Raw genomic sequence first — 25,955 nt, 5'->3', positions numbered from 1 at the left:
GTCCGCGCCATGACGATCAGCGAGACCTTTTTCGACGACGAATTCGCGGAGCATGCCTCCGTCCTGGCGCGGACCCATGAGACCTGCCGGGCCGAAATGCAGAAAATGCTGGCGGCCTGGGCCGGATGCGCCCGGCGCGGCGGCAAGATCCTGTTCTTCGGGAATGGCGGCAGTGCGGGCGACGCCCAGCATCTGGCGACCGAATTGTCCGTCCGCTACAAGAAGGACCGCGCCCCGATCGCGGCCCTGGCGCTGACCGTCGACACCTCCACCCTGACGGCGGCGGGCAACGATCTGGGATTCGAGAACATTTTCGCCCGCCAGGTCGAGGCCATCGGCCGGGCCGGGGATGTCGCGGTCGGTATTTCGACCTCCGGCAAAAGCCCGAATGTCACCAAGGCGCTGCAGGCGGCACGTGACAAGGGGCTGACGGCCGCCGCCTTCGCCGGACGCGACGGCGGCGATCTGGTCGGATTGGCCGATCCGCTGATCATCGTCCCGTCCGACACGACAGCCCGTATCCAGGAAATGCATATCCTGATCGGCCAGATCCTGTGCGGGGCGCTGGAGATCGAGCTGGGGCTCGTCTCCGCCTGATCACTTCATCAGATTGAGGACGGTCTTCGGCAGCGCGAAACTGCCCGCGTGCAGTTCCGGCGTGACATAGCGCGTCTCGATCCCGGCATTCTCATACCGACGCGTCAGTTCGTCGACCGGCAGATGGCGCAACATGCCATTGTCCGTCGCCCAGCCGAAGGTCATGTCGCCGCCCTGATAGGTCGGCACAGCCGCGCGATAGAAATGCACGTCGTTGAAGCTCTGTTTCAGGCGGCCATAGGAGTTCGTGACCTCCGAAGGCTGCACGAAGGGCACGCCGTTCTGGGTCACCAGGATGCCGCCATCGGTCAGGCTGCGTTTGCAATCGGCATAGAACTCGGCGGTGAACAGGACCGCGCCCGGCCCGATCGGGTCGGTCGAATCGACAATGATGACGTCGAACCGGTCCGTGGTTTCCTTCACGAATTTCGCGCCGTCCGTGATGATCAAGTTCAGGCGCGGATTGTCGAAGGCGCCGGCGGAATGATTGGGCAGGTGTTCGGTACAGAAATCGACGACCGCCCGGTCGATCTCCACCATCGTGACCTGGGCGTCCGGGTGTTTCAGTGCCTCGCGCGCCATGCCGCCGTCGCCGCCGCCGATGATCAGCACCCGGCGCGCATCGCCATGGGCCAGCATCGGCACATGGGCCAGCATCTCGTGATAGACGAATTCGTCACCCTCGGTCGTCTGAACCACACCGTCCAGGCACATGACCCGGCCGAAGCGCGCGTTTTCGAAGATGATCAGGTCCTGCAGGTCCGACTTGTCGCGGTACAGAACCTTGTCCATCGACAGTCCCTGGCGGAATTCGGGGTGAAGGGTTTCTTCGAACCAATCGGTCATCGTCTACTCCCGTACATACAAAACGAAGCGGCACAAAAAGAAGCGGTCCGGGCAAAGCGACTGCCATGCCCGACCGTTCGATACCATGAATTTGTGTCGCTTACGAAACGCGACCCCGGCGCACGTCGTCGACCTGGACGTTCTCGGTGCAGAAACCGCGTTTCAGCACGTCGATCGCCTTATGCGGCTGACTGTCGCCGCACATGAAGACGTCCAGGGCCGCATAGCCCATTTCCGGCCAGGTGTGGATCGAGATATGGCTCTCGGCCAGCACCAGAACGCCGGATACGCCTTCCGGATTGAAGCGGTGCAGATGGCAATGCAGCAGAGTGGCCCCCGCCACTTCCACGCATTCCTTCAGCGTCGCTTCGATATGGTCGATATCGTCCAGATTCTGACCGTTCCAAACGTCGATCAGAAGGTGGGTTCCCGCATAGACCATGCCATCGCGCTTGATGAAATGGTCCAATCGCCCGTCCTGCGAAGGGAAGGGGATTACGGTTGCTTCGTTAACTGCGCCCTTATCCTCATGGGAGTCGCTTTGGAACTTGTCCGCGGCCGTCCCCAGTCGGGAAAGAGCGATGTCGTCGCGCGGCATCGGCGTCTCTCCTACCAGTAGATGTTCCGCCCCGACCCGTTCCAGGGAACGACCCTCTTGCGACCGCTTTAGGCGGCCGTCGTGATCGGGATTGAGCGGGTTATGCCCGGAATTGGATGCGCTGCATAGTGAAATTTTGGGACCGCCCATGAGCTCATCCCAATGCAGCCATGCGCAAAACGCATTGGCGTTTCACGGAGTTCGGAATTCGGGGATTTCAGGCCGGAAGCCGGTGGATGATATGGGTTTTGTTGCGGTTTCCGGTATGGATGAATCGCCGCGATTCGACCATGCCCAGCGCCTCCGCCGTCCGCCGGGACGGCATGTTGTCCTCGGCCATATGGCAGACGATGTTTCGCAGCCCCAATACATTCGTGCCGTAATGCAGCGCGGCGGCGGCGGCCTCCTTGCCGTAGCCCCGTCCGTGATATGGGGCCTGCAGGATATAGCCCAGATCCGTCACCGTCTCGCCGTCCAGTTCGGTCGGTACCAACCCGCAATCGCCTAGAAAGGCGCCGTCCTTCTTCCGGAAGACCTGCCATCTGCCTAGCCGGTCGGACGCCCACAGCCGGATTGCACGGTCCAGCCAGTTGCGCACGTCTTCGTCGTCGAACGGTTCCGGCCAATGCTTCATCGTGACCGGGTCGGTCAGCAAGGCCGTCAGGCGCGGCAATCCATCCGGGGTCCAGGGCCGCAGGCGCAGGCGCGCCGATGTCGCGACGATCTCTTCCGTCATTGTCCGGCGGCCACCAAGGCGGCTTCGACACCGAGACGCGGCGAGGAGAAGACCGGCAAGCCCAGATCGGTCAACAGCGGCTCGGCGCAGGCCATGGATGCCTGGGCAAGAACCACGCAACCGGCGCCGGGTATCTCCCCGGCGGTGCGGCGGATCTGCGCCGCGATGGATCGCGCGAAGCCGTCCCTGTCGCCCCTCTCGAAATAAGGCCAGGCCTCGGCGCAGAGGCAGAGCGTGCGGTCGCTTCGGCGTCCCGCCGCCGCGAAGGCGTCGTCGATCAAGGACAGGGTCGCGTCCCGCGTGCTGTCCAGGCATAGGGCGACAATGGCGCTGCCCGGCGTCGCGGCGGCCTTGGCCATCAGCGGGCGGTCGATGCGCAGCACTTTCGGATTGGTTTTGGCCAGATCGTCCGCCACCGGTCCCAGGGTCGAACAGGTGCACAAGACCGCGTCCGACTGATCGGCCAGGGCGGACAGTCCACCCGTCACGGTGTCGTGCAGATCGCCGCCCAGGCCTTCCCGCCGCGCCTGGTCCAGCCATTCCGGGTGAATGGCGTGAACCTGATCCGCGCCGGGCGACAGTTCGGTCACCAAGGCGCGGAAGGTCGGTTCGTGGACCGCTGCGGTGTGCAGAAAGGCAAGTCTGGGCGGCATGACGCCCTCCGGTCAGGCCATCTCCGCCTCGCGCCGGCGCTTGTCGCGCTTGCGCTCATGCGGGTCCAGGATCGCCTTGCGCAGGCGGATCGACTTCGGCGTGACTTCGACGCGCTCATCATCCTGGATATAGGCCAGTGCCTCTTCCAGGGTGCGGCGGACCGGCGGGGTCAGCTTGACCGCATCGTCCTTGCCGGCGGCGCGGAAGTTGGTCAGCTGTTTCGCCTTCAGCGGATTGACCTCAAGGTCGCTGCCCTTGTTGTGCTCGCCCAGGATCATGCCGGCATAGACCGGGTCGCCCGGATCGACGAACAGCGGCCCGCGATCTTCCAGATTGGCCAGCGCATAGGTGACGGCGGTGCCTTGCTCGGCGGAGATCAGCACCCCGGCACGGCGGCCCGGGATCTGACCCTTGTAGGGGGCGAAGCCGGTGAACAGCCGCGACAGGATGCCGGTGCCGCGTGTGTCGGCCAGGAATTCGCCCTGATAGCCGATCAACCCGCGCGACGGGATGTCGAAGACCATGCGGGTCTTGCCGCCGCCCGACGGGGCCATCTGCTTCATCTCGCCCTTGCGCAGGCCCAGCTTTTCGACAACGACGCCGGAGAATTCGTCGTCGACATCGACCTGAACCTCTTCCATCGGCTCGATGCGATTGCCGCCCTCGTCCTTGCGGAACAGGACGCGCGGCGGGCCGACGGTCAGTTCGAAGCCTTCGCGGCGCAGCGTTTCCAAAAGCACGCCCAACTGCAATTCGCCCCGTCCGGCGACTTCATAGGCGTCCTTCTCGGCGCTTTCGGTGACGCGGATGGCGACATTGCTTTCCGCCTCACGCATCAGCCGGTCGCCGATCATGCGTCCGGTCAGCTTGTCGCCCTCGCGGCCGGCCAGCGGGCTGTCATTGACGGAAACGGTCATAGCCATGGTCGGCGGCGCGATCGGACGGCCCGGCACCGGTTCGGTGACCGACGGGTCGCAGATCGTGTCGGCCACGGTGGCGACGGTCATGCCGGCAATGGCGACGATATCGCCCGCGCTGGCGGTTTCGACCGGCTCGCGCTTCAGCCCGCGGAAGGCCAGCAGCTTGGTCAGGCGGCCGCTTTCCAGCGCCTTGCCGTCGCGGCCCAGGCCCTTGACCGTGCGGTTGACGGCGATGGAGCCGGATTCGATGCGCCCGGTCAGGATACGGCCCAGATAGGGGTCGCTTTCCAGCGTCGTGACCAGCATGCGGAACGGGCCGCTGGCATCGGCGACCGGCGGCGCGACCTTATCCAGCACGGTTTCGAACAGCGGCGTCAGGTCGGTGCGGTCGTCGTCCAGCCCGCGCGCGGCCCAGCCTTGCTTGGCCGAGGCATAGAGGACGGGGAAGTCCAACTGATCCTCATTCGCGTCCAGCGCAACGAACAGATCGAAGACCTGATCGATGACCCAGTCGGGGCGCGCGTCCGGCTTGTCGACCTTGTTGATGACGACGATCGGCTTCAGGCCCAGTTCCAGCGCCTTGATGGTGACGAACTTGGTCTGCGGCATCGGCCCTTCGGCGGCGTCGACCAGCAGCACGACCCCGTCGACCATGGACAGGATGCGCTCCACCTCGCCGCCGAAATCGGCGTGGCCGGGCGTGTCGACGATGTTGATGCGCGTGCCTTTCCAGTCGACCGAGGTGCATTTCGCCAGGATGGTGATCCCGCGTTCCTTTTCCAGGTCGTTGGAATCCATGGCGCGCTCGGCGATCTGCTGGTGCGACTGCACCGCGCCGGATTGGGTCAGAAGTTTATCCACCATCGTGGTCTTGCCGTGGTCGACATGGGCGATGATGGCAATATTGCGAAGGTCCATAAGTCGGTCCTTGATAGGGCTCAGCGATTGAGCGCGTGGGTCAGAAAAGCGCCGATCCAGGCGGCGACGCGGTCGGCGTCCGTCGCGCGGGGGGTGTCGACGATGGTTTGCATCGCCGCATCGATGCGCTCGGCGCCGATCCGTTCGCGGCGCACGGTATAGAGATCCTCGACATAGGCGCTGGGCATTTCGGGATGGCTCTGCAGGGTCAGGATGCGGTCGCCGATCGCCAGCATGGCGTTCGGACAGAAATCGCTGCCGGCCAGCACTTCGGCGCCCGGCGGCGGTTCCGTCACCTGATCCTGGTGGGAAACATAGGTATCGAATTCCGCCACGCCCTCATCGGTCAGCCATTCCGGCCGCTTCTTCAGCGCATAGCGGTGCGATCCGACGCCCCAGCCCTTGTCGGATTTGATCGCCCGGCCGCCCATGACTTCCGAGATGAGCTGATGGCCGAAGCAGATTCCGACCATCGGCCTGCCGGCATCGGCGACGCCGCGGGCAAAATCCTTCAACGTCGCGATCCAAGGATCAGGATCGTAGACGCCGAAGGCGCTGCCGGTGATCAGCCAGGCGTCGCAGTCGACCGAGGATTCCGGGAATTCGCCGTCGATCACCGCATAGGACACGATGTCGATCCCCGCCGGCAGATGCGGGCGGAGCAGATCGGCGAACATGGCCGGATAGCGGCCATGGGTTTCGTCCAGCGGCGCGGGCGGACGGCCGGCTTCCAAAATGCCGAGGCGCATCGCGAGGATCCCGAAATTGTCTACGATGTTAGCGTTGCGCGGCTTTTAGACCTTTGAAGCCCATCCGTCCAGCCGCGTCGGCGGCAGGGCTTGCCCGATTCCGCGTGCCCACTATCTGGGTAAAGGGGCAGGCAGCGCCAAGCCCCAGGAACCGACAGGAAAGGAATGGTATGCCGACCGTCAAACTCCTCGCCTTTGCCGGCAGTGCCCGGCGTGACTCCATGAACAAGAAAGTCCTGAAAACCGCCGTCGCCGGGGCCCGCGATGCCGGGGCGGAGGTGACGGTGATCGATCTGCGCGACTATCCGATGCCGCTGGTCGACGAGGATCTGGAGGCCGCGGAGGGCTTGCCGGAAAACGGCGCGAAAATGCAGGATCTGTTTGGCGCGCATCACGGGCTGCTGCTGGCCTGCCCGGAATATAACAGTTCCATCACGCCCTTGCTGAAGAACACGATCGATTGGGTGTCGCGGCCAGGTCCGAACGGGCCGGGCAGCCGGTTCCTGCGCGGCAAGACGGCGGGGCTGGTCTCCGCCTCCGCCGGGGCTTTGGGCGGTCTGCGCGGCCTGGTCCATGTCCGCGCGATTCTGGGCAATGTCGGTATGACCGTCATTCCGAACCAGGTCGCGGTCGGCGGCGCCAACAAGATCCTGGCCGAGGACGGATCGATCACCGATCCGGATCGCGAAAAGCAGGTGCGGGCCGTCGGGGCCACCCTGGCAGAGGTGACGGGCAAGCTGATCGCCTGATAGACTGCGCCGCATGACGGCACCGATCTTTCTGTTTACCGATTTCCGAACCGACGGTCCCTATGTCGGCCAGATGCATGGCGCGATCTACGCGGCCTGGCCGGAAGCGCGGATCGTCGATCTGATGCATGACGCGCCGGCCATGGACCCGATGGGCTCGGCCTATCTGCTGGCCGCGGTACTGCAGGACCTGCCGCCGGACGCCATGGTCGTCGCCGTGGTCGATCCCGGCGTCGGCAGCGCGCGCGAGGCGCTGTTGATCGAGGCCGACGACCGCTGCCTGATCGGCCCCGACAACGGGTTGTTCGAAATCGCCCTGCGTCGGGCGTCACGGGTCGCGCGGTTCACGCTGCAATGGCGGCCAGAGCGGTTGTCGGCCAGTTTCCACGGCCGCGACCTCTTCGCGCCCGCCGCCGCGCGCTGGGCCATGGGCCGAAAGCCGGCCTGCGTTCCGGCGCTGCCCAACCCGCCGTCGCGGCCCGGGGCGGACTGGCCCGACGATCTGGCGCGGATCCTCTATATCGACGGTTACGGCAATGCCATGACCGGCCTGCGGGCGGCGAGCCTGACCGATCCGGTGCGCGTCACCTTGCCGGACGGCACGGCACCGCCGCGCGCCCGGACCTTCTCCGACGTGCCGGAACGGTTCGGCTTCTGGTACGAAAACAGCCTGGGCCTGGTGGAGATCGCCGTGAACGGCGGCAGCGCGGCGGAGAAATACGCCCTCAAGGTCGGCGACAAGATCGAGTTCTGACGCCCGACAAACGAAAACGCATCCGCCTGGGCCGCAGTATCGCGGGTTCGGTCGGATGCGTTTTCGTTATCTCACCCGCCTGCCTGAATCGGCGCGGGCCGTCTTCTGAAAAGCGAAACCGCCCGAAAGGCGGGCGGTCGCAAAGCCCGGCGACAAGCGCCGGGACACCGGTTACGCAGCGATGGACGGCTCGTTCCACGCGCTGGTCTGCTTGCAATTCGAGCAGACGCGTTCGCCCGGCCAGGAGCTCTTGAACTCGGTCCGGCACATCAGGCACTTGCGCGTTTTCGCTTCGTACTTCCGGTCAGATTCCGGTTTTTTGTTCTTGCTAGAATCGCTCATATTTCCATCCATGTGATCTGTTAGCATCAATCACCGGCGGGTTATATAGCCCAGGCCTGTTTGAAAAACCACTGTCACATTCACAATTCAGACAGAAAATTAACGCATAGCTCGCGTTTTCAGCCGTGCATCCTGCGCAACCCCCTGGAATCCAACCGGGAATTAGACACTCCCATGCAATCGGGCGCAGAACTGCGGCGGATTGTCCCCTTCACAAAGTGTTCGAATGAACATGCGGATGTTGGAATCGCCGCGATTGCCATCGAAACCGAAACGGTTGACTGCGGATGTTGCCCGCGAGCGCACTGACACCGCGATGCCCTTACAGGAAGCGGGCGCGGACCTCCGGTGGCGGCAGGGCGCAACGATCAAGCCGCCCGAACCAGGCGTAGCGGTTGCGGGCGACGCGGTCGTAAAGCCAGTCGCGCGCCGGACGCGGTATGAGCCCCAGCGCGGCAAGCCACCGGACCGGTGCCCGCATCCGCCACAGGACCGCCAGCGCGGCGCCGGATTTTTCATGCAGCACGGGACCGTCGGGTCCCGGTTCCAGGAAATAATTCGTGGTCCAGTCGGAAAGGGGCAGCCCGTGTTCGGCCAGGAATGCCTGACCCGCGACGCTTTGGGCGGCGACGAACCGGATCTCCGGTGATCGTTCCCAGGTCAGAATGAACCGGACCCAGCGCGAGCACAGAACGCAATCGCTGTCGAACAGCAGGATCGGGGTCGTCTGTCGGGCCATCGCCGCCTCCGGGTCAGCCTCGGGATCTCTCCTTATATATAGAGGCGGCGTGCGGCCGTGTCAGGGGTGCCGCTTCAGCCCGTTGATCACCTTGTCGACCGCCTTGCGCGGCCCATGGATGGCGACCCCGACAAGGTCCAGCGCCTCCGCCTTTACGGCGGCGACGGCGGCGCGGTTGGCGTCGTCGTGGTCTGTTGCGAACATCTCCACGGTATAGATCGCGGGCGTCAGGCCCCGGTCGACGGCGCGGCGGCGGGTGCGTTGCAGGGTCTCCGCGGTCCCGGCCAGAACGAAGATCGGCTCGCGGATCAGGGGGGCGTAGTCCGTCCCGTCGGCATCGGCATAGGCCGCGCCCAGAATCCCGGGATCGCGCCCGGCCAGCCCGCCGGCCAGGAAGGCGGTGACGTTCAAGCCCTGCCAGGGCAGCAGATCGTCCCGGATGACGATGGCCATTTTGGTGTCGAAATGCATCCGCTCAGCCTTCCTGAACAAGGGTGGCGGTCTGACTTTCGACGGATTTCGTCAGCGGGCTGTCGACCGTGCCGGTATGCAGGGTCTCGGCCGGTTCGACAAACATGACCCAGGCCTCTTCCGGCGCATAGGGGTGATGCCAGACGCCGCGCGGGGTGACATGGCATTGCCCGGCGGTCATCACCGCCTCGCTGCCATCGTCGTATCGCAGGCAGAACGTGCCTTTCAGGACGAAGAAGAATTCGTCTTCCTTCTCGTGATTATGGCGCACGAACTCGCCCTTCATCTTGGCCAGTTTGACATATTGCCCATTGGCCAGCGCCACGACGCGCGGCGAATAATATTTCGTGATCTGGGCGAATTCCTGATCGAGCGTGAGAACGGGGTTCATGGCATCCTTTCCCGAATGGCCGGTCGCCGGGCGGCGCGGTCTCTGCTAGCGTTGAGGGATGGAGTCTACGCAGCACGATTTCTCGGGTCTTGAACGTTCGTGCGGGCCGGAGGGCCGGGACTGGGTGCGCATCGCGCCCGGCGACGGGCCCGGCGGCCCGGAGCGGATCGAGGCGCGGTTCGGCGGACAGGCCTATGCCCCGCACCGCCACGACACCTATGCCATCGGCGTGACCCTGAACGGGGTTCAGTCCTTCACCTATCGCGGTGTGGAGCGGAACAGCCTGCCCGGCAACGCCATCGTGCTGCATCCCGACGAAATGCATGACGGGCATGCAGGGGCGGAAGGCGGGTTCCGCTATCGCATGCTCTATATCGACCCGGACGCCATCCGCGACGCCCTGCCCGACGGGACGCGCAGCCTGCCATTCGTGAAGGAATGCATTTCGCGGGACCGCGCCCTCTGCGCCGCGGCGCTCTCGGCCTTGCGGCATATCGACCGCGAGAAGACGGAGCTGGAATGGGCGTCCGACATATCGGACATCGCCAATGCCCTGGGCCGGATCGACCCGGCGACCGCGCCGCGCCGGACCGCCCCGGCGGATATCGGTGCCGTGCGCCTGGCCAAACAGGCGATGCTGGAATGTCTGGACCGCGATTTGCCGCTGGGCGATCTGGAAAGCATCACCGGCCAGTCCCGTTTCGCCCTGGCCCGCCATTTCCGCGCCGTCAGCGGCATCAGCCCGCACCGCTGGCTGGTCATGCGCCGCCTCGACCGCGCCCGCGCCGCCCTACAGACCGGCGCCACCCTCTCCGCCGCCGCCGCCGAAGCCGGGTTTGCGGACCAGGCCCACATGACCCGCCATTTCAAGAACGCCTTCGGCATGACACCGGGCGCGTGGCGGGAGCGGTTAAACTATTTGGCAAGCAAAAAACCTTAAGCCGGTTAGATGACGAGACTCTTTTGCATACATATTGCGGTTCTGTTGCTAGCGGCATGCGGCGTTCCATCAAAGGACGATGGTTCGGTCAATTTTACCGGGGCAGGGTCAATTAGGCTGACGTCCTCGGCTCTAAAAAGCTACGAATACTACTTTCGACACCGCCAAGGGTTGGATTTTGTAATAACTGAAGACGGAACGCGCGGGTTCTACTCCTACTGCGCGTCCGCATCATCGTTCCAATGTGCAAACCCAGATGCGATAGAACTTTTGAAACATTGTGAGGAACGCACGTCGCGTCCGTGCAAAGTGTTTGCGCGGGACAAAAAGATTGTCTGGCAAAACCCGGGGAACTGGCGGACTGAAATCCAGCCAAGTGTGTTGCATTACTATCATGACTGGCGAGGCTTTCCGGTCCGTCCAGAATAAGCAGCGTGCGCCACTTAGGGCATTGTAAGTGCTAAACTTAACGAGTTCGCCCCGAGTTTCTGCACGGTAAGTTCAACATATATGCTGCCCGATCATCGCTGCGGAGGCTGGAGCAGGCAGCGCAGGATGTATCGGCTTGGGGCTGGGTTGTCCGCACACAAATCAGGCGTTGCAACAGGACGCCTTTGGTTGGATTGTTCCGTATCCGCGCCGTTCTAAATCGCCAGCGGAGTATCCATGCAGATCGCCATCCTGACCTTTGACGGGTTCAATGAACTGGATTCCTTCATCGCCTCCGGCATTCTGAACCGGATGCGCGGCAAGGGCTGGAAGGCCCATATCACCTGTCCCGAAGCCGAAGTGACATCCATGAATGGGGTGACGGTTCGGGCCGAAAAGCCGCTGGAATTCGCCGGCGAAGCAGACGCCGTCCTGTTCGGCAGCGGCATGAAGACGCGGGACGTCGCGCAGACACCTGCGATTCTGGACCGGATCAGGCTGGACCCGGCGCGGCAATTGATCGGCGCCCAATGTTCGGGGACGCTGTTGCTGGCGAAGCTGGGCCTGCTGGGCGACCGCCCCGCCTGCACCGATCTGACCACCAAGCCCTGGGTCGTCGAGGCCGGCGTCGACGTGCTGAATCAACCATTCCACGCGGACGGCAATGTCGCGACGGCGGGCGGCTGCCTTGCCTCGCAGTATCTCGCAACCTGGGTATTGATGCGCGGCGGGTCGCGGGAAGATGCCGAAAGCGCGATCCACTATGTCGCGCCGGTCGGCCAGAAGGACGAGTATGTCGCCCGCGCGATCGGGGCGGTGGCACCGTTCATTCCGACGCAGGCGGCGTACCGGGCGGCGGAATAGTCGCGCCGCCCGTTCGCGTTATTCGGTCAGATCGTCCCAGAATTCCTTGACCTTGGCGAAGAAGCCGTCGGTTTCGGGGCTGGTATTCTTGCCCTTGCCCTCGTCGCGGAATTCCTTCAGCAGCTCTTTCTGGCGCTTGGTCAGGTTGACCGGGGTTTCGACGGCCAGCTCGATATACATGTCGCCGCGCGCCTCGCTGCGCAGGACGGGCATGCCCTTGCCGCGCAGGCGGAAACGCTGACCGGTCTGGGTGCCGTCGGGCACCTTCACCTTGGCGCGGCCACCGTCGATGGTCGGGACCTCGATCTCGCCGCCCAGGGCCGCGTCGGCCATGGAGATCGGCACGCGGCAGAACAGGTTCTCGCCCTCGCGCTCGAACAGGCGGTGCGGGCGGATCGACAGGAAGATATAGAGGTCGCCCGGCGGCGCGCCGCGCAATCCCGCCTCGCCCTCGCCGGACAGGCGGATCCGGGTACCTTCCTCCACCCCTTTCGGGATGTTGACCTGCAAGGTCTTGTCCTTGTGCATCCGGCCGGAACCGGAGCATTTGCGGCACGGCTTGTCGATCACCTGGCCCTGGCCCAGACAGGTCGGGCAGGTCCGTTCGATGGTGAAAAAGCCCTGGCTGGCGCGGACCTTGCCGTCGCCGCCGCAGGTGCCGCAATTGACCGGCTGGGCACCGTCTTCGGCGCCGCTGCCGTTGCAGGAATCGCAGGTGACCGCGGTCGGCACCTTGATCTCGACCTGACGGCCGCTGAACGCGTCCTCCAGCCCGATTTCCAGATTGTAGCGCTGATCGGCGCCGCGCGCCTGGCGCTGGCCGCCCCGGCCGCGGCCACCGCCGCCGCCGCCCATGAAATCGCCGAACATTTCTTCGAAAATGTCGGTGAAACCACCGAAACCCGCGCCGCCGCCGGCATTGCGGAATCCGCCGCCGCCCATTCCGCCCTGTTCAAAGGCTTCATGGCCGAATCGGTCATAGGCCGCGCGCTTCTGCTCGTCCTTCAGGACCTCATAGGCCTCGCCGACTTCCTTGAACTTGGCTTCGGCCTCGGCGTCCCCCGGATTGCGGTCCGGGTGATACTGCATGGCGAGCTTGCGATAGGCCTTTTTCAGCTCGTCCGGGGACGCGCCCTTTTGCAGGCCCAGTGTTTCGTAATAGTCGCGTTTGGACATAATCCCCTCCCGTCGAAGGTTCGGCCCCGCCGCTCATGTCGAGAGGGCGGGGCCGGTCCTCGTTTGTCGGTTAGGACTTGTCCTTCTTGTCGTCGTCGACTTCCTCGAAGTCGGCGTCGACCACCTTTTCTTCCTGCCCGTCGGAGGAAGAGGGGCCGGCATCGGCGTCGCCGTCATCGCCGGCTTCGGCCTGCGCGGCCTTGTACATGGCCTCACCCAGCTTCATCGACGCCTGGGTCACGGCTTCGGTCTTGGACTTGATCGCGTCCAGATCCTCGCCGTCCTTGACCTCTTTCAGCTCGGCGATCGCCGTTTCGATGGCGGACTTGTCGTCGCCGGACAGCGAGTCGCCGTGATCGGCCAGGGCCTTCTCGGTCGTGTGGATGGCGCTGTCGGCGGCATTGCGCGCCTCGACCAGTTCCTTGCGCTTCTTGTCCGTCTCGGCATTCGCCTCGGCGTCCTGGACCATCTGATTGATCTCGTCATCGGACAGGCCGCCGGACGCCTGGATGCGGATCTGCTGCTCCTTGCCGGTGCCCTTGTCCTTGGCCGAGACATTGACGATGCCGTTGGCGTCGATGTCGAACGTGACCTCGATCTGCGGCATGCCGCGCGGCGAGGGTGGGATGCCCACCAGGTCGAACTGACCCAGCAGCTTGTTGTCCGCCGCCATTTCGCGTTCGCCCTGGAACACGCGGATCGTCACCGCCGACTGATTGTCCTCGGCGGTCGAGAAGACCTGCGACTTCTTGGTCGGGATCGTCGTGTTGCGGTCGATCAGGCGGGTGAAGACGCCGCCCAGGGTTTCGATACCCAGCGACAGCGGGGTGACGTCGAGCAGCAGCACGTCCTTGACGTCGCCCTGCAGCACGCCGGCCTGGATCGCGGCGCCGATGGCGACGACCTCGTCCGGGTTCACACCGCGATGCGGTTCACGGCCGAAGAATTCCTTCACCGTTTCGATGACCTTCGGCATGCGGGTCATGCCGCCGACCAGGATGACCTCGTCGATTTCCGACGCCTTCAGACCGGCGTCTTTCAGCGCGGCCTTGCACGGGCCGACCGTGCGCTGAACCAGATCGCCGACCAGGCTTTCCAGCTTGGAGCGGCTGAGCTTGATGTTCAGGTGTTTCGGGCCCGAGGAATCGGCCGTGATGAAGGGCAGGTTCACATCGGTCTGCGTCGCGGAGGACAGTTCGATCTTCGCCTTTTCCGCCGCTTCCTTCAGACGCTGCAGCGCCATGCGGTCGGAGCGCAGGTCGATGCCCTGTTCCTTTTTGAACTCGTCGGCCAGGTAATCGATGATCGCCTGGTCGAAATCCTCGCCGCCCAGGAAGGTGTCGCCGTTGGTCGACTTCACCTCGAAGACGCCGTCGCCGATTTCCAGGACCGACACATCGAACGTGCCGCCGCCCAGGTCATAAACGGCGATCGTGCCGCTGCCCTTCTTTTCCAGCCCGTAGGCCAGCGCGGCGGCGGTCGGTTCGTTGATGATGCGCAGGACTTCCAGCCCGGCGATCTTGCCCGCGTCCTTGGTGGCCTGGCGCTGGCTGTCGTTGAAATAGGCCGGGACGGTGATGACGGCCTTCTCGACGGTCTCGCCCAGATAGCCCTCGGCGGTCTCTTTCATCTTCTGAAGGACCATGGCCGAGATCTGGGACGGCGCATAGCTTTCGCCGCGCACTTCGACCCAGGCGTCGCCGGCGTCGGATTTGATGATCTTGAACGGCGCGTTCTTGATGTCTTTCTTCACCTCGGCATCGGTGAAGCGGCGGCCGATCAGGCGTTTGATGGCGTAGAGCGTGTTTTCGGGGTTCGTGACCGCCTGGCGCTTCGCGGACGATCCGACCAGCCGCTCGCCGTCTTCGGCGAAGGCGACCATGGACGGCGTGGTGCGCGCGCCTTCCGCGTTCTCGATCACTTTGGCATTGGAGCCTTCCATGACCGCCACGCAGGAGTTGGTGGTGCCCAAGTCGATACCGATAACCTTACCCATATGCACTTTCCTCCATTCATAAGCGGGCATCGCGAAGCCTGAGAATCAGCGCCATGCCGGATGCCCCTTTCGGGTCGGGATGGCCGCCGGAGCCGCATGAGTCCGGCCGGGCGGGAGTTTCCGCAGCGTATATAGGCACATGGCCCTGTCCCTGCAACCGCCCCGCGGCCACGTTCGGCCCTGTTTTGCCGGGAATTTTTGCCGCATCACCCCTCCAGGTCGTTTGCGTCGCATGCAAACAATGATAACTAAGGTATCCGTGTAAGAGGGAGTGGGCAGGTTGGTCAGTCGCTATCTCGACGGCACCGTGCAGGAGGCGCCGTCCGATGCCGCCATCAGTGTGGCACTGCGAATCGTGGAGACCGGGAATCCGCGCCATTGGTCGAAAAGGCAGGAAGGCTTTGCCGACTGGTATTTCCGCCACGCCCGGGCCGACGGGACATTGCCCGCCTCCGTCCCGATGGACGATCTGCCGGTCGAACTGGGCTACATCCACAAGCTGGTGCTGGGCCGCGGCGGGACCGACCTGCAGTACCGGATCTATGGCGGCAAGGTCGCCGCCATCGCCAATCTGGACATGCAAGGCCGTTGGGTTTCGGAACACCGGCCCCCTCATTGCGACATATTCCTGGACCATTACCTCTCTCTGATCGCCCGTCCGCGCCTGTTCGTCGGCCAGGTCGAATTTGACGGCGTCGGTGTGAAATCTCCCCGCTGGCACCGCGCGGATGTACCTTTCGGCAGCGACTCCGTCGGCGTTACCGGCATCATCGCCATGGCGATACCGGACCGGTGAGGGACGCGCATGGGGGCGGCCGTCGAGCCGGCCCCCACCCGCAATCAAGTTGGCATGGCCGGCATAAGCCATCAGAGTGGCCCGATCACCTCCCGGGACCGGTGCCATGTCGACCGCCGCCTTTTTTGCAAAAATCCGCAGCTATGCCGACCTGTCAGAAGAATCGGAGCGCGCCTGGGCGTCGCTCCTGCGGCCGCGCCACTACCGCAAGGATGAGGTCTTCATTCAGGCCGGCGACGTTCCGGCCAGTTTCGCCTTTGTCGTCAAAGGCCTGCTGTGCCAGCACTATATCGGCCGCGACGGCGATCTGATCATCAAGTACTTCTTTCCGGAGACCCGCATCGGCGCTTCCGTCAGCGCGACCCTCCTGCGTCAACCCAGCCCGTTTACGATCACCGCCATCGAGGACACGGATGTCCTCGAATACGACTTCGCGGCCTTCAAGGCGTTGGTTCATGCCCATCCGGACATCGCGGCCTTCTATATCGGCTATATGGAGCGTCATTGGATCATCGAGAAGGAACCGGGGGAAATCGCGTTCCGGCATGACGATGCGATGCAGCGCTATCTCGATTTCATTCGCAGGGAACCGGAGCTACACAAGCGGCTGAAGCAGCATCACATCGCCGCCTGGCTCGGTATCACGCCGGAAAGCCTGAGCCGCCTGCGCCGCAAGATCGCCATCGGCCGCCTGGGCGAGCGGTGACGGCATTTCTTACCAAAGATCAATTCGTCCTCTTTCGAGACACTCTACTCCTCCTGTCCAAGCGGTCGCCGTGACGGTCACGCCGACGCTTCAACGACCCGGCGCCCCTGCTGAAACAGGCCGATGCCGCCGGGTATCGAAAGGACATGGACAATGACCAAGATGATTTTCGTGAACCTGCCCGTCACCGATCTGGCCCGATCCGAAGCGTTCTACAACGCGCTCGGCTTCACCAAGAACCCTCAGTTCAGCGATGAATCCACCGCCTGCATGGTGATTTCGGACGCGATCCACGTCATGCTGATCACGCAGGACAGATGGCGGACCTTCACCAAACGCCCGATCCCGCCCGCCACGTCCAGCGAGGTCATGCTGGCCTTGTCCTGCGAGAGCCGCGACGCGGTGGATGCGATGAACGCGGCGGCGTCGGCCCATGGCGGCACCGCCGACATCAACCCGCTCCAGGATCTCGGCTTCCTCTACAACCGCAACCTCGCCGACCCCGACGGTCATGTCTGGGAAGCCACCTTCGTGAACATGGACGACATGCCGACCGAGTAGGGGCAGTTCGACCGCCCGGACAAGGACCGCTCCCGTTCCCGGAAGCGGTCCTTTTCGATGGTTCGGTTGCCGGTGCCCGGCATGGGAAGGACGGACTGACCCGTCAGGCGGCGATTGCGGCGGATGGCCAATACAGTTTCTGAATGGCGGGCATCAGCGTCGCGACCCGTTGGGACCATGTGTGGGTGTCGGCGTAATGGGCGACCGCCCGTTGGCGAACGCCATCCAGTTCGGCCGGCCCATTATGATGACGACCGAAACCCGTCCCCCGGAAGGTCATGGCCGGGGGAAGAAACCTGTCCGCCCTGATTGCAGTTTGCTCAGGGACGGATATTCTCTGGCCGCAGGAACCGTTCGCTGGGGGGCGGGTTCCGCGCCTGGATTGTGATTTCCGATGAATGCCTTGGGATTGGGGTTAATGTCATGCCTGTGATCACCTGTGTCGACGACCTGAAACGCATCTACAAGCGGCGCGCGCCGCGGATGTTCTACGACTATGCGGAATCGGGCAGTTGGACCGAGCAGACCTTCCGCGAGAACACGACGGACTTTCAGGACATTCACCTGCGCCAGCGGGTGGCGGTCGACATGTCCGGGCGGTCGACCCGCAGTCAGATGATCGGTCAGGATGTGGCCATGCCCGTGGCGTTGGCACCGGTCGGGCTGACCGGGATGCAATGCGCCGACGGCGAGATCAAGGCCGCCCGCGCGGCCGAGGCGTTCGGCGTCCCCTTCACCCTGTCGACCATGTCGATCTGTTCGATTGAGGATGTCGCCGAAAACACGTCCAAGCCCTTCTGGTTCCAGGTCTATACCCTGAAAGACGACGATTTCATGCGCCGGCTGTTCGACCGGGCGAAGGCCGCGAAATGCTCGGCGGCCGTCATCACCGTCGACCTTCAGGTCCTCGGCCAACGGCACAAGGATCTGAAAAACGGCCTGTCCGCCCCGCCGAAACTGACCGCCAAATCGATCGCCAACATGATGACGAAGGTCCATTGGGGTCTCGGCATGCTGGGCACCAAGCGGCGCTTTTTCGGGAATATCGTCGGCCATGCCAGCGGCGTGACCGACCCGTCCTCGCTCACCGCCTGGACGGCGGAGGCGTTCGACGAGGCGCTGGATTGGGACCGGATCCGCGAGTTCCGGAAGATGTGGGACGGGCCGCTGATCATCAAGGGGATCATCGATCCGCGGGACGCCCTGGAAGCCCTGAATGTCGGCGCGGACGCGATCATCGTGTCGAACCATGGCGGGCGGCAATTGGACGGCGCCCTGTCGTCGATCCGCGCCCTGCCGCAGATCATGGACGCGGTGGGCGACAAGATCGAAGTCCATCTGGATAGCGGCATCCGCACGGGGCAGGACGTCCTCAAGGCCCTGGCTCTCGGCGCCAAAGGCACCTATATCGGCCGGGCGTTCGTCTATGGCCTGGGGGCGATGGGCGAGGCCGGGGTCACCAAGGTGCTTCAGATCCTGCACAAGGAGCTCGACGTCTCCATGGCGTTCTGCGGGCGCACGGATGTGACCACGGTTGATCGCGATATCCTGATGGTCCCGCGCGATTTCTCGGATCGCTGGCAGTAAAGACCCCGACGCCGATCACTGCGGGGCGGTGGCCGAAACGACCCGGTCCCGCCCGCCATCGTCCTGCGTCACGGCGATGTCCCGAAATCCCTGCGCGGTCAGGAGCGCCGGGACCGATTGTCCCTGATCCCAGCCAATTTCCAGGAACAGCCGCCCGCCCGGTTTGAGCACGCGCGGGGCATCCCCGGCGATGGCGCGATAGGCGTCGAGACCATCCGCACCGCCGTCCAATGCCAGCGCGGGATCAAAATCGCGCACGGCGGCGTCGAGACCGGGCAGGACCGCGCGGAGAATGTAGGGCGGGTTGGAAATCAGGATATCGAGGGACGCATCGGCCAGGGCATGGGACCAGCTTCCCCGCAGCAGGACGGCGCGTCCGGCCAGGCCCAGCCGCATCGCATTCTCCCGCGCCGTGCGTGCCGCGCCGAAGGACAGGTCCACCCCGATGCCGCGCCAGGCCGGCCGTTCCGTCAGCAGGGTCAGCAGCAGGCAGCCGGTCCCGGTGCCCAGATCGGCGATCCGGGCGGGGCCGTCGCCGCACTGCGCCACAACCGTATCGACCAGAACTTCGCTGTCGATCCTGGGGTCCAGCGTTTCCGCCGTCACCCGGAAGGACAGGCCGCGAAAATCCCGGAAGCCTGTAATTCGGCTGGACGGTTCCCCGGCGGCGCGTCTTTCGATCCAGGCGCGGTAGGTCGCGGCCCGGTCCAGCGGCCGGTCGGGATCGGTCAGCATCTGGGTCGGCGTCAGCCCGGTCAGGTCGGCCAGAAGATGGCGCGCCTCCCATACCGCGCCGGGAATGCCGGCGGCATTCAGCGCGTCGGCGGCGGCGCGCAGGGCGGCGCCGACGGTCTCGCTCACCCGGCCTCTCCCAGTTCGGCCAATTGCGCCGTCTGGTCTTCCAGGATCAGCGCGTCGAGGATTTCGTCCACCGCCTCGCCGATCATCATCCGGTCCAGCTTGTAGAGGGTCATGTTGATGCGGTGGTCGGTGACCCGGCCTTGCGGGAAATTATAGGTGCGGATGCGGCCGGACCGGTCGCCGGTGCCGACCATGGATTTGCGGTCGGCGGCGCGGGCGCTGTCCATCCGTTCGCGCTCCATGTCATACAGCTTCGCCATCAGCACCTTCATCGCCTTGGCGCGGTTCTTGTGCTGCGACTTCTCGTCCTGACAGGTGACGACGGTATTGGTCGGGATATGGGTGATGCGGATGGCGCTGTCCGTCGTGTTGACGTGCTGCCCGCCGGCACCCTGGGACCGGTAGGTGTCGACCCGCAGATCGGCCTCGTTGATCTGGACGTCGACCTCTTCCGCTTCCGGCAGCACGGCGACGGTCGCGGCGGAAGTGTGGATGCGCCCGCCGCTTTCGGTCTCCGGCACGCGCTGGACCCGGTGCGTGCCGGATTCGAATTTCAGCCGCCCATAGGCGCCGTTGCCGGTGATGGAGGCTGTGACCTGGCTGAACCCGCCGATTTCCGTCTCGGACGCTTCCAGCACCTCGAACTGCCAGCCGCGCAATCCGCAATAGCGTTGATACATGCGCAGCAGGTCGCCCGCGAACAGCGCCGCCTCGTCGCCGCCGGTCCCGGCGCGGATTTCCAGGATGCAGCTGCGCCGGTCGGCCTCGTCCTTGGGCAGCAGCAGCAGTTTCAGCTCCTGCTCCAACTCCGGCAGCCTCTCGTCCAGCGCCGCCAGTTCCTCCCGGGCAAGGTCGCGCATTTCGCGGTCGTTGGACGTATCCTCGGCCATGGCGGCCAGATCGTCGCGTTCGGCGCTGGCGTCACGGAAAGCCTGGGCCTTCTCCACGACTGGGGACAGTTCGGCATATTCCATCGATACGGATTGGAATTCGGACGCGTCCAGTCCGCCGCCCGCCATGCGGTCGGACAATTCCCGGTGCCGGTGCATCACCCGGTCAATGTTATCGGTCCAGCTCATTCCCGGCCTTTGTCCTCATCTTGAACTTTCAAATCGAACAGGCGCTCCAGCACCCGGTTCACCGTGATCGTATCGCGCAGATCCGCCGCGCCCCCGTCGCCCGCGATCCGCCGCAGGCGCTCGCTCGGCTCATGCAGCAACCGGTTGACCAGAAGACGCGTCGCCTCTTCCGGTCCGGCATTCGGATGGCGGATCAATACCTCGTCGCGCAGCCGGTCGAAATGATCGCGCAGCGCCACCAGACCCGGCACGCCCTCCCGCTCCGCCTGGGCGCGGCGCCAGTCGGACAGGGCGGCGTCGACCATCGCCTCGGCCTCGCGGGCTTCGGCCTTGCGGTCCAACTGGCCCTTCTCGGCCAGGCGCTCGATATCGTGGAGCGTATACAGGAAGGCGTCGGACAGGGCATCCACGGCCGGGTCGATATCCGACGGGATGCCGGCATCGACGAACAGGATCGGCCGCGACCGGCGCAGGTCCAGGGCGGCGGCCGCGGCCGCCCGGTCGATCAGATATCGGCCTTGTCCGGCGGCGGTGATGACGATGTCCGATACCGCCAGCGCCTCGGCCAGGGTGTCGAAGGGCCGGAAGGACAGGTGCCGCCGCGCGGCCTCCCGCTCCGTCCGCCGCGACGGGCCGGTCAGGTTCAGGACGCCGATCCCGGCACGCTGAAACTGTTCGGCGATCAGCCAGCCGGTCTCGCCCAGCCCGACCAGCAGTGCCCGGCATCGCGGGATATCGCCATGCAGATCCTGTGCGACCTTCACGGCGGCGGCGGCGGCGGATACCGCGCCCTCGCCGATCCGGGTCGTGCTGCGCACCCGCTTCGCCAGGGCCAGGGCCGCCTGCGTCAGGCGATCCAGATCCCCTGTCACCATCCCGGCATCGGCCGCGGCCTGAACCGCCTCCTTGAACTGCCCCAGGATCTGCGATTCGCCGACCATCTGGCTGTCCAGGGCGCAGGCGATGCGGAAGACGTGACGGACCGCGTCCATGTCGTAATGGCGGTAGAAGATTCCGGCGGGCGCCGATCCCTCCAACCGGTCTTTCAGGATCGCCTCGGCCGCGCGGCAGGCCACTTCCGGCTCCGGGTCGGCGCCGACGATCTCCACCCGGTCGCAGGTCGACAGCGCCATCAACGCCGATGCGCCGCCCTCCCGCGCCCGGCACAGCAGGTCCGGCAGGGCCTTCGGTTCGATGAACAGGCGGTCGCGAATCCGCGAATCCGCCGTCCGGAAGCTGACACCGACCGCGAAGGGCCGGTCGGGAGGCGCGGCGGCGCTATGGTCGGCGTCTCCCGTCAATCCTCACCCCCGGTGGCAGGCGGCGGCCAGATCGTCCAGCGGCACTTCGCGCTGTTCGCCGTCATCCAGCGTCTTCAACTGCGCCACGCCGCGTGCCAGTTCATCGTCGCCCAGGATCAGGGCCGCCCAGGCATTGACCTTGTTGGCGTGCTTCATGCGCTTCTTCATATTGCCGGAGAACGCGTATTCGGCGCGGATACCCGCGTCGCGCAGGACCTTGGCACTGACCAGCGCCTGACGTTCGGCGGCGTCGCCCATCGGCACGACGACCACGGGACGGTCGGCCGCCGGGGCCTGTTCGCCGACCAGCATCGACAGGCGCTCGATCCCCGCTGCCCAGCCGACGCCCGGCGTCGACGGCCCGCCCAATTGCTCGATCAGCCCGTCATAGCGTCCGCCCGCCATGACCGTGCCTTGCGCGCCCAGCATCTCGGTCGTGAATTCGAAGGCGGTGTGGCAGTAATAGTCCAATCCGCGCACCAGCCGCGTGTTCAGGCGGTAGGCGATGCCCAGCGCGTCCAGACCTTCCTTCACCGTGCCGAAGAAATCGACGCTTTCCGGGTTCAGATAGTCGGAGAAGACGGGCGCGTCGGCGACCAGCTTGCGATCGCCCTCGTCCTTGGAATCCAGGATGCGCAGCGGATTGCGTTCCAGCCGGTCCTTGGACTCCTGCGACAGCTTATCGATATGGCCGGAAAAATACTCGACCAGCGCGGCGCGATAGGCCTGACGGCTGTCGGTATCGCCCAGCGTATTCAGTTCCAGCACCGTGTTGTCGGCGATGCCCAGGGCTTCCAGGATCGCGCGGCCGCAGGCGATGACCTCGACATCGGCCAGCGGCTGCGGCGCGCCGATCAGTTCGACGCCGATCTGGTGGAACTGGCGCAACCGGCCCTTCTGCGGGCGCTCGTGGCGGAACATCGGGCCGCTGTAGAAGTATTTCACCGGCGCGTGCTGGGCCAGGCCGTTGGAAATGAAGGCACGGCAGACGCCCGCCGTGTTTTCCGGCCGCAGGGTCAGCATGTCGCCGCCCTTGTCTTCGAAGGTATACATCTCCTTCGTCACCACATCGGACGTATCGCCCAGGGTGCGCGCGAAGACATTGGTGAATTCGAAGATCGGGGTCGCCACCTCGTCGAAGCCATGGGTCGCGGCCACGTCGCGGGCCCGGTCGCTGACATGGCGATGGGCGCGCATATCGTCGGGCAGAAGGTCGTGGGTACCGCGAACAGGCTGAAGCTCTGCCATGAGAAGGGGCTCCTCGGCGTGGTGTTAATATCGAATTGTCGGGACGCTACTCTGCGGCGGCGGCCGGGCTGTCGGCGGCTTTTTCCGCCTCGATCTCGGCTGCCTTCTGTTCGACCAGTCCGACCAGATGGTCGACGATGGACTGGTCTTTCAGGCGGTGATGCGGCTGGCCGGCGATATAGACCTGATGGGTCCCCTTACCGCCGCCGGTGAAGCCGATATCGGTCTCGCGCGCCTCGCCCGGTCCGTTCACGACACAGCCGATCACGCTGACCGTCATCGGCGTGGTGATATGGGCCAGGCGTTCTTCCAGGACTTTCACGGTTTCGATCACATCGAACTGCTGACGCGCGCAGGACGGGCAGGAGATGACGTTGACCCCGCGATGGCGCAGGTTCAGCGCCTTCAACATATCGAAGCCGACCTTGACCTCTTCCTCCGGCTCGGCGGACAGGCTGACCCGGATCGTGTCGCCGACCCCGGCCCAAAGCAACTGGCCCATGCCGATGGAGGATTTGATCGTCCCGGAGCGCAAACCGCCCGCCTCGGTGATACCCAGATGCAACGGGTAGTCGCAGGCCTCGGCCAGGCCGTGATAGGCGGCGACGGCCAGGAAGACGTCGGACGCCTTCACGCTGATCTTGAATTCGGTGAAGTCGTTATCTTCCAGGATGCGGGCATGTTCCAGGGCGCTTTCGACCATGGCTTCCGGGCAGGGTTCGCCATAGCGTTCCAGAAGGTGCTTCTCCAGCGAGCCGGCATTGACGCCGATCCGCATGGAACAGCCATGGTCCTTCGCCGCCTGGACCACTTCCTTGACCCGCGCCGCCGACCCGATATTCCCCGGATTGATGCGCAGACAGGCCGCGCCCGCCTCCGCCGCCTCGATCGCGCGCTTATAGTGGAAATGAATGTCCGCGACGATCGGGACCGTGACTTCCGGGATGATCTTCGCCAGCGCCGCCGTCGATTCCTCGTCGGGGCAGGACACGCGCACGATATCGGCCCCGGCCACTTCGCAGCGCCGGATCTGGGCGATGGTCGCCTCGACATCCGCGGTCAGGGTGTTGGTCATGGTCTGGACGGTGATGGGGGCGTCGCCGCCCACGGCCACGTCGCCGACCATGATCTTCTTCGCCTGACGGCGGTGAATCTCGCGATAGGGCCTGACGCTCATTTCGGCAGTCTCGTCCGTCCGGTGTCGATGGCCAGAAAATGCGCGCGCGGGCCGGAATTATCAAGGCCTTGGCAAAAGGGATCCAAGGCGTCTTGTCACACCCGGCACGGCCAGGCGCGCAGGTTACTGCGTCAGCGCCTGCGGCGACAGGTCGATATTGCGCATCACTTCCGGCTGGGTGCTCAACGGCGGGATCAAGGTGCCGTTGACGATCAGCTTCAGTGCCCCGGCATTGCCGGTATTCAGTTTCAGCCCGTCGCGGTTCGGCACGCGGTAGATTTCACCCATCAGCATCAGCTTTTCGATCAGCACGGCGCCGTTGGCGTCGACCACCTGGATCCAGGATTCGTTGGTCGCCTGAATGATGATGCGCGGCCCGCTCGCGGCCGGTGCGGTTGCGGCGGCGTCGCCGGCGGATGCCGTTGCCGTGTCCGATTGCGTCACGGCGGCGGTTTCCTCCTCGGTCGGCAGCGCCGGCGCGGCCAATTCTTCCGTCACGATCGACGGCGGCGCCGAGGGCTCCGGCTGTGGCTGTGTCTCAACGGTGGCCGTTTGAACCGGTGCCGGGGGGGCGGGCTGCGGCGCTGGTTCGGGCCGCGGTTGCGCTGACTCGACGACCGGGGCTGGGGCCGGGGCGGGAGCGGGAGAAGGCGGAGAAATTTCAGTATCCGCCGCCGCGCCGCCGGTCGGGTCGGCAGCCGGTTGGGTGGCCGGTTCGGTGGTCGGGACCGCCGGCTCGGCGGGTTGATCCGTTACCGGCTGCGGTGCCGCTGCGGTGACAGGTTCGGCGGTTTGCGCGGTGGCCTGTTCGAGCACGGGCGCTGCTTCGGCCTCGGCCGAGGGTGTGACCGGAGGGGTTGCCGGGGCCGGAACGGCTTGTTCGGTTTCCGCTTGCGGCGCCACCTGTACCGTATCGGCGGCCTCCGTTTCCGGCGCGCTGACCTCGCCCGTCGCGGCCGGTTCCGGTGTCTGGATCGGGGCGGCGGTGTCGACGGCGGTCGCGGGCGGCGGAATCTGGTCCAGGACCGGTTCGGCCGGATCGGCGGCGGTCCCCTCGGCCGGTGCCATGGCCGTCGTCTCCGTTTCGGCTGGGGCGGCCTGTTCAGAACCCGTCTGCGCGGCGTCCTCCGTCGCGGTGGCCGTCACCGGTTCGCCGTCTTCCAGCAGGGCCAGGAAACGCTCCGGCAGGGCCTCGACCGCTTCGGTGAAGGTCATGTTCTGCGAAGAGGTGTAGAGCCAGCCGCCATAGACCGCGCCGGCCATGATCAGCACCAGCAGCAGCAGCGCTCCGCCGGGCACGCGGTTGCCGGGCAGCGGTTCGGGGAAATGCAGTTGGGTGCGCCGGTCGATGCCGCGCGCCTCCAGCTTGAAGCGCGAAACGATATCCGCCGCGTCGAGGCCGAGATATTCGGCATAGGCGCGCACGAAGCCGATCCCATAGGTGACGCCCGGCAGGTCTTCGACCCGGCCGTCCTCGATCGCTTCCAGATAGGGCAGGCGGATGCGCAGGGCCGAGGCGACTTCCCGCAACTCCTCGTCCCGGGCCAGTCTGGCCCCGCGCAGGATCGCGCCGACACCGGCACCGGGCCGTTCGGAATCGGAAACAAGCCGTGGATGCTGCTGCGGTTGCGCAGACGCTCTCATGTGCCTCAACCTTGGTAATGCACCGGCGACGGCATCAGCTCAACATCCGCACCGGTGCGGAAAGCCCAGATTCGCCCGCAGTATGGCGTGGTTCGCGGCGTATTGCAAAGCCACTTCCCGCACTTT

General features: G+C 65.1%; 27 protein-coding genes. 9 read left to right on the top strand and 18 right to left on the bottom strand.

Translation table 11 applies throughout. From position 1 onward, the window contains the following. The first annotated feature begins 9 nt into the window (after window positions 1–9). On the top strand, window positions 10–597 hold the full coding sequence (locus tag ACO06O_RS16800) for a D-sedoheptulose 7-phosphate isomerase (RefSeq protein ID WP_420418722.1): 588 nt from the start codon (window positions 10–12) through the stop codon (window positions 595–597). Here the strand turns inward: ACO06O_RS16800 and speE are convergent, their stop codons facing one another. From speE to ACO06O_RS16770, 6 genes are all read right to left on the bottom strand, one after another. Then, window positions 598–1,443, bottom strand: coding sequence for a polyamine aminopropyltransferase (speE, locus tag ACO06O_RS16795; RefSeq protein WP_421882298.1), 846 nt, complete (start codon window positions 1,441–1,443; stop codon window positions 598–600). A gap of 100 nt (window positions 1,444–1,543) precedes the next feature. Beyond that, a complete protein-coding gene (gene speD, locus ACO06O_RS16790) occupies window positions 1,544–2,041 on the bottom strand; it encodes an adenosylmethionine decarboxylase (protein ID WP_420418720.1) in 498 nt (165 codons plus the stop codon). Window positions 2,042–2,258: 217 nt separating this feature from the next. Further along, complete coding sequence (locus tag ACO06O_RS16785) at window positions 2,259–2,777, bottom strand: GNAT family N-acetyltransferase (RefSeq protein ID WP_421882295.1); 519 nt, start codon at window positions 2,775–2,777, stop codon at window positions 2,259–2,261. Beyond that, on the bottom strand, window positions 2,774–3,430 hold the full coding sequence (locus tag ACO06O_RS16780) for a hypothetical protein (RefSeq protein ID WP_421882293.1): 657 nt from the start codon (window positions 3,428–3,430) through the stop codon (window positions 2,774–2,776). The genes ACO06O_RS16785 and ACO06O_RS16780 overlap by 4 nt, the downstream gene beginning before the upstream one ends. A gap of 12 nt (window positions 3,431–3,442) precedes the next feature. Further along, window positions 3,443–5,269, bottom strand: coding sequence for a translational GTPase TypA (gene typA, locus ACO06O_RS16775; protein WP_421882291.1), 1,827 nt, complete (start codon window positions 5,267–5,269; stop codon window positions 3,443–3,445). A 20-nt stretch (window positions 5,270–5,289) separates the two neighbouring features. After that, the gene (locus ACO06O_RS16770) at window positions 5,290–6,018 is read right to left on the bottom strand and encodes a type 1 glutamine amidotransferase (RefSeq protein ID WP_421882288.1); all 729 of its coding nucleotides are present in this window, start codon (window positions 6,016–6,018) and stop codon (window positions 5,290–5,292) included. A gap of 170 nt (window positions 6,019–6,188) precedes the next feature. Here ACO06O_RS16770 and ACO06O_RS16765 point away from each other — a divergent pair, with 170 nt between their 5' ends. Further along, on the top strand, window positions 6,189–6,767 hold the full coding sequence (locus ACO06O_RS16765; protein ID WP_421882285.1) for an NADPH-dependent FMN reductase: 579 nt from the start codon (window positions 6,189–6,191) through the stop codon (window positions 6,765–6,767). Between the two features lie 13 nt (window positions 6,768–6,780). Continuing rightward, window positions 6,781–7,521 carry an SAM hydrolase/SAM-dependent halogenase family protein gene (locus ACO06O_RS16760; protein WP_421882282.1) on the top strand — a complete coding sequence of 247 codons (741 nt, stop codon included), beginning with the start codon at window positions 6,781–6,783 and terminating at the stop codon, window positions 7,519–7,521. A 664-nt stretch (window positions 7,522–8,185) separates the two neighbouring features. Here the strand turns inward: ACO06O_RS16760 and ACO06O_RS16755 are convergent. From ACO06O_RS16755 to ACO06O_RS16745, 3 genes are read right to left on the bottom strand one after another with little or no spacing between them, the layout of a single operon-like run. Further along, window positions 8,186–8,602: a thiol-disulfide oxidoreductase DCC family protein gene (locus tag ACO06O_RS16755; protein WP_421882280.1), complete on the bottom strand. Its 417-nt coding sequence runs from the start codon at window positions 8,600–8,602 to the stop codon at window positions 8,186–8,188. A 60-nt stretch (window positions 8,603–8,662) separates the two neighbouring features. Continuing rightward, entirely contained in the window at window positions 8,663–9,073 is a 411-nt protein-coding gene (locus ACO06O_RS16750) for a DUF2000 family protein (RefSeq protein ID WP_421882277.1), read from the bottom strand. A 4-nt stretch (window positions 9,074–9,077) separates the two neighbouring features. Next, entirely contained in the window at window positions 9,078–9,464 is a 387-nt protein-coding gene (locus ACO06O_RS16745) for a cupin domain-containing protein (RefSeq protein WP_421882274.1), read from the bottom strand. Window positions 9,465–9,588: 124 nt separating this feature from the next. On the opposite strand from ACO06O_RS16745, the gene ACO06O_RS16740 reads away from it, so the two are divergent. Then, window positions 9,589–10,404, top strand: a complete 816-nt coding sequence (locus ACO06O_RS16740; RefSeq protein ID WP_421882271.1) for an AraC family transcriptional regulator — start codon at window positions 9,589–9,591, stop codon at window positions 10,402–10,404. Window positions 10,405–11,070: 666 nt separating this feature from the next. Then, window positions 11,071–11,697: a DJ-1/PfpI family protein gene (locus ACO06O_RS16735; protein ID WP_421882269.1), complete on the top strand. Its 627-nt coding sequence runs from the start codon at window positions 11,071–11,073 to the stop codon at window positions 11,695–11,697. 18 nt (window positions 11,698–11,715) lie between these two features. Here the strand turns inward: ACO06O_RS16735 and dnaJ are convergent, their stop codons facing one another. Beyond that, a complete protein-coding gene (gene dnaJ / locus ACO06O_RS16730) occupies window positions 11,716–12,873 on the bottom strand; it encodes a molecular chaperone DnaJ (RefSeq protein WP_421882266.1) in 1,158 nt (385 codons plus the stop codon). Window positions 12,874–12,943: 70 nt separating this feature from the next. Next, on the bottom strand, window positions 12,944–14,869 hold the full coding sequence (dnaK, locus tag ACO06O_RS16725) for a molecular chaperone DnaK (RefSeq protein ID WP_421882263.1): 1,926 nt from the start codon (window positions 14,867–14,869) through the stop codon (window positions 12,944–12,946). A 280-nt stretch (window positions 14,870–15,149) separates the two neighbouring features. Here dnaK and ACO06O_RS16720 point away from each other — a divergent pair, with 280 nt between their 5' ends. The 3 genes from ACO06O_RS16720 (at window position 15,150) to ACO06O_RS16710 (ending at window position 16,932) form a co-directional block, all read left to right on the top strand. Beyond that, window positions 15,150–15,665: a hypothetical protein gene (locus ACO06O_RS16720; protein WP_421882261.1), complete on the top strand. Its 516-nt coding sequence runs from the start codon at window positions 15,150–15,152 to the stop codon at window positions 15,663–15,665. 106 nt (window positions 15,666–15,771) lie between these two features. Next, the gene (locus ACO06O_RS16715; protein ID WP_421882259.1) at window positions 15,772–16,371 is read left to right on the top strand and encodes a Crp/Fnr family transcriptional regulator; all 600 of its coding nucleotides are present in this window, start codon (window positions 15,772–15,774) and stop codon (window positions 16,369–16,371) included. Between the two features lie 153 nt (window positions 16,372–16,524). Then, window positions 16,525–16,932: a VOC family protein gene (locus ACO06O_RS16710; RefSeq protein WP_421882257.1), complete on the top strand. Its 408-nt coding sequence runs from the start codon at window positions 16,525–16,527 to the stop codon at window positions 16,930–16,932. Between the two features lie 103 nt (window positions 16,933–17,035). Here ACO06O_RS16710 and ACO06O_RS16705 read toward each other — a convergent pair whose 3' ends face one another. Further along, a complete protein-coding gene (locus tag ACO06O_RS16705) occupies window positions 17,036–17,212 on the bottom strand; it encodes a hypothetical protein (protein WP_421882254.1) in 177 nt (58 codons plus the stop codon). A 143-nt stretch (window positions 17,213–17,355) separates the two neighbouring features. On the opposite strand from ACO06O_RS16705, the gene ACO06O_RS16700 reads away from it, so the two are divergent. After that, on the top strand, window positions 17,356–18,519 hold the full coding sequence (locus ACO06O_RS16700; protein WP_421882251.1) for an alpha-hydroxy acid oxidase: 1,164 nt from the start codon (window positions 17,356–17,358) through the stop codon (window positions 18,517–18,519). A 15-nt stretch (window positions 18,520–18,534) separates the two neighbouring features. On the opposite strand, the gene prmC is transcribed toward ACO06O_RS16700, so the two are convergent. From prmC to ACO06O_RS16670, 6 genes are all read right to left on the bottom strand, one after another. Then, complete coding sequence (prmC, locus tag ACO06O_RS16695; protein ID WP_421882249.1) at window positions 18,535–19,380, bottom strand: peptide chain release factor N(5)-glutamine methyltransferase; 846 nt, start codon at window positions 19,378–19,380, stop codon at window positions 18,535–18,537. Continuing rightward, complete coding sequence (gene prfA, locus ACO06O_RS16690; RefSeq protein WP_421882246.1) at window positions 19,377–20,459, bottom strand: peptide chain release factor 1; 1,083 nt, start codon at window positions 20,457–20,459, stop codon at window positions 19,377–19,379. The genes prmC and prfA overlap by 4 nt, the downstream gene beginning before the upstream one ends. Continuing rightward, window positions 20,456–21,760, bottom strand: coding sequence for a glutamyl-tRNA reductase (gene hemA, locus ACO06O_RS16685; RefSeq protein WP_421882243.1), 1,305 nt, complete (start codon window positions 21,758–21,760; stop codon window positions 20,456–20,458). Before hemA ends, prfA begins: the two co-directional genes overlap by 4 nt. 3 nt (window positions 21,761–21,763) lie before the next feature. Continuing rightward, window positions 21,764–23,008 carry a histidine--tRNA ligase gene (gene hisS / locus ACO06O_RS16680; RefSeq protein ID WP_421882240.1) on the bottom strand — a complete coding sequence of 415 codons (1,245 nt, stop codon included), beginning with the start codon at window positions 23,006–23,008 and terminating at the stop codon, window positions 21,764–21,766. A gap of 46 nt (window positions 23,009–23,054) precedes the next feature. Then, entirely contained in the window at window positions 23,055–24,185 is a 1,131-nt protein-coding gene (ispG, locus tag ACO06O_RS16675; protein ID WP_421882237.1) for a flavodoxin-dependent (E)-4-hydroxy-3-methylbut-2-enyl-diphosphate synthase, read from the bottom strand. Window positions 24,186–24,308: 123 nt separating this feature from the next. Continuing rightward, window positions 24,309–25,829 (bottom strand): RodZ domain-containing protein, encoded by a 1,521-nt coding sequence (locus tag ACO06O_RS16670; RefSeq protein ID WP_421882233.1) that lies wholly within the window; start codon window positions 25,827–25,829, stop codon window positions 24,309–24,311. Between the last annotated feature and the right edge of the window lie 126 nt (window positions 25,830–25,955).

The sequence above is a fragment of the Pacificispira sp. genome, assembly GCF_965228185.1.
Classification (GTDB): domain Bacteria; phylum Pseudomonadota; class Alphaproteobacteria; order UBA8366; family Aestuariispiraceae; genus Pacificispira.
The sequence above is the reverse complement of the archived record's forward strand: the minus strand, read 5'-3'. Positions and strand labels throughout refer to the sequence as shown.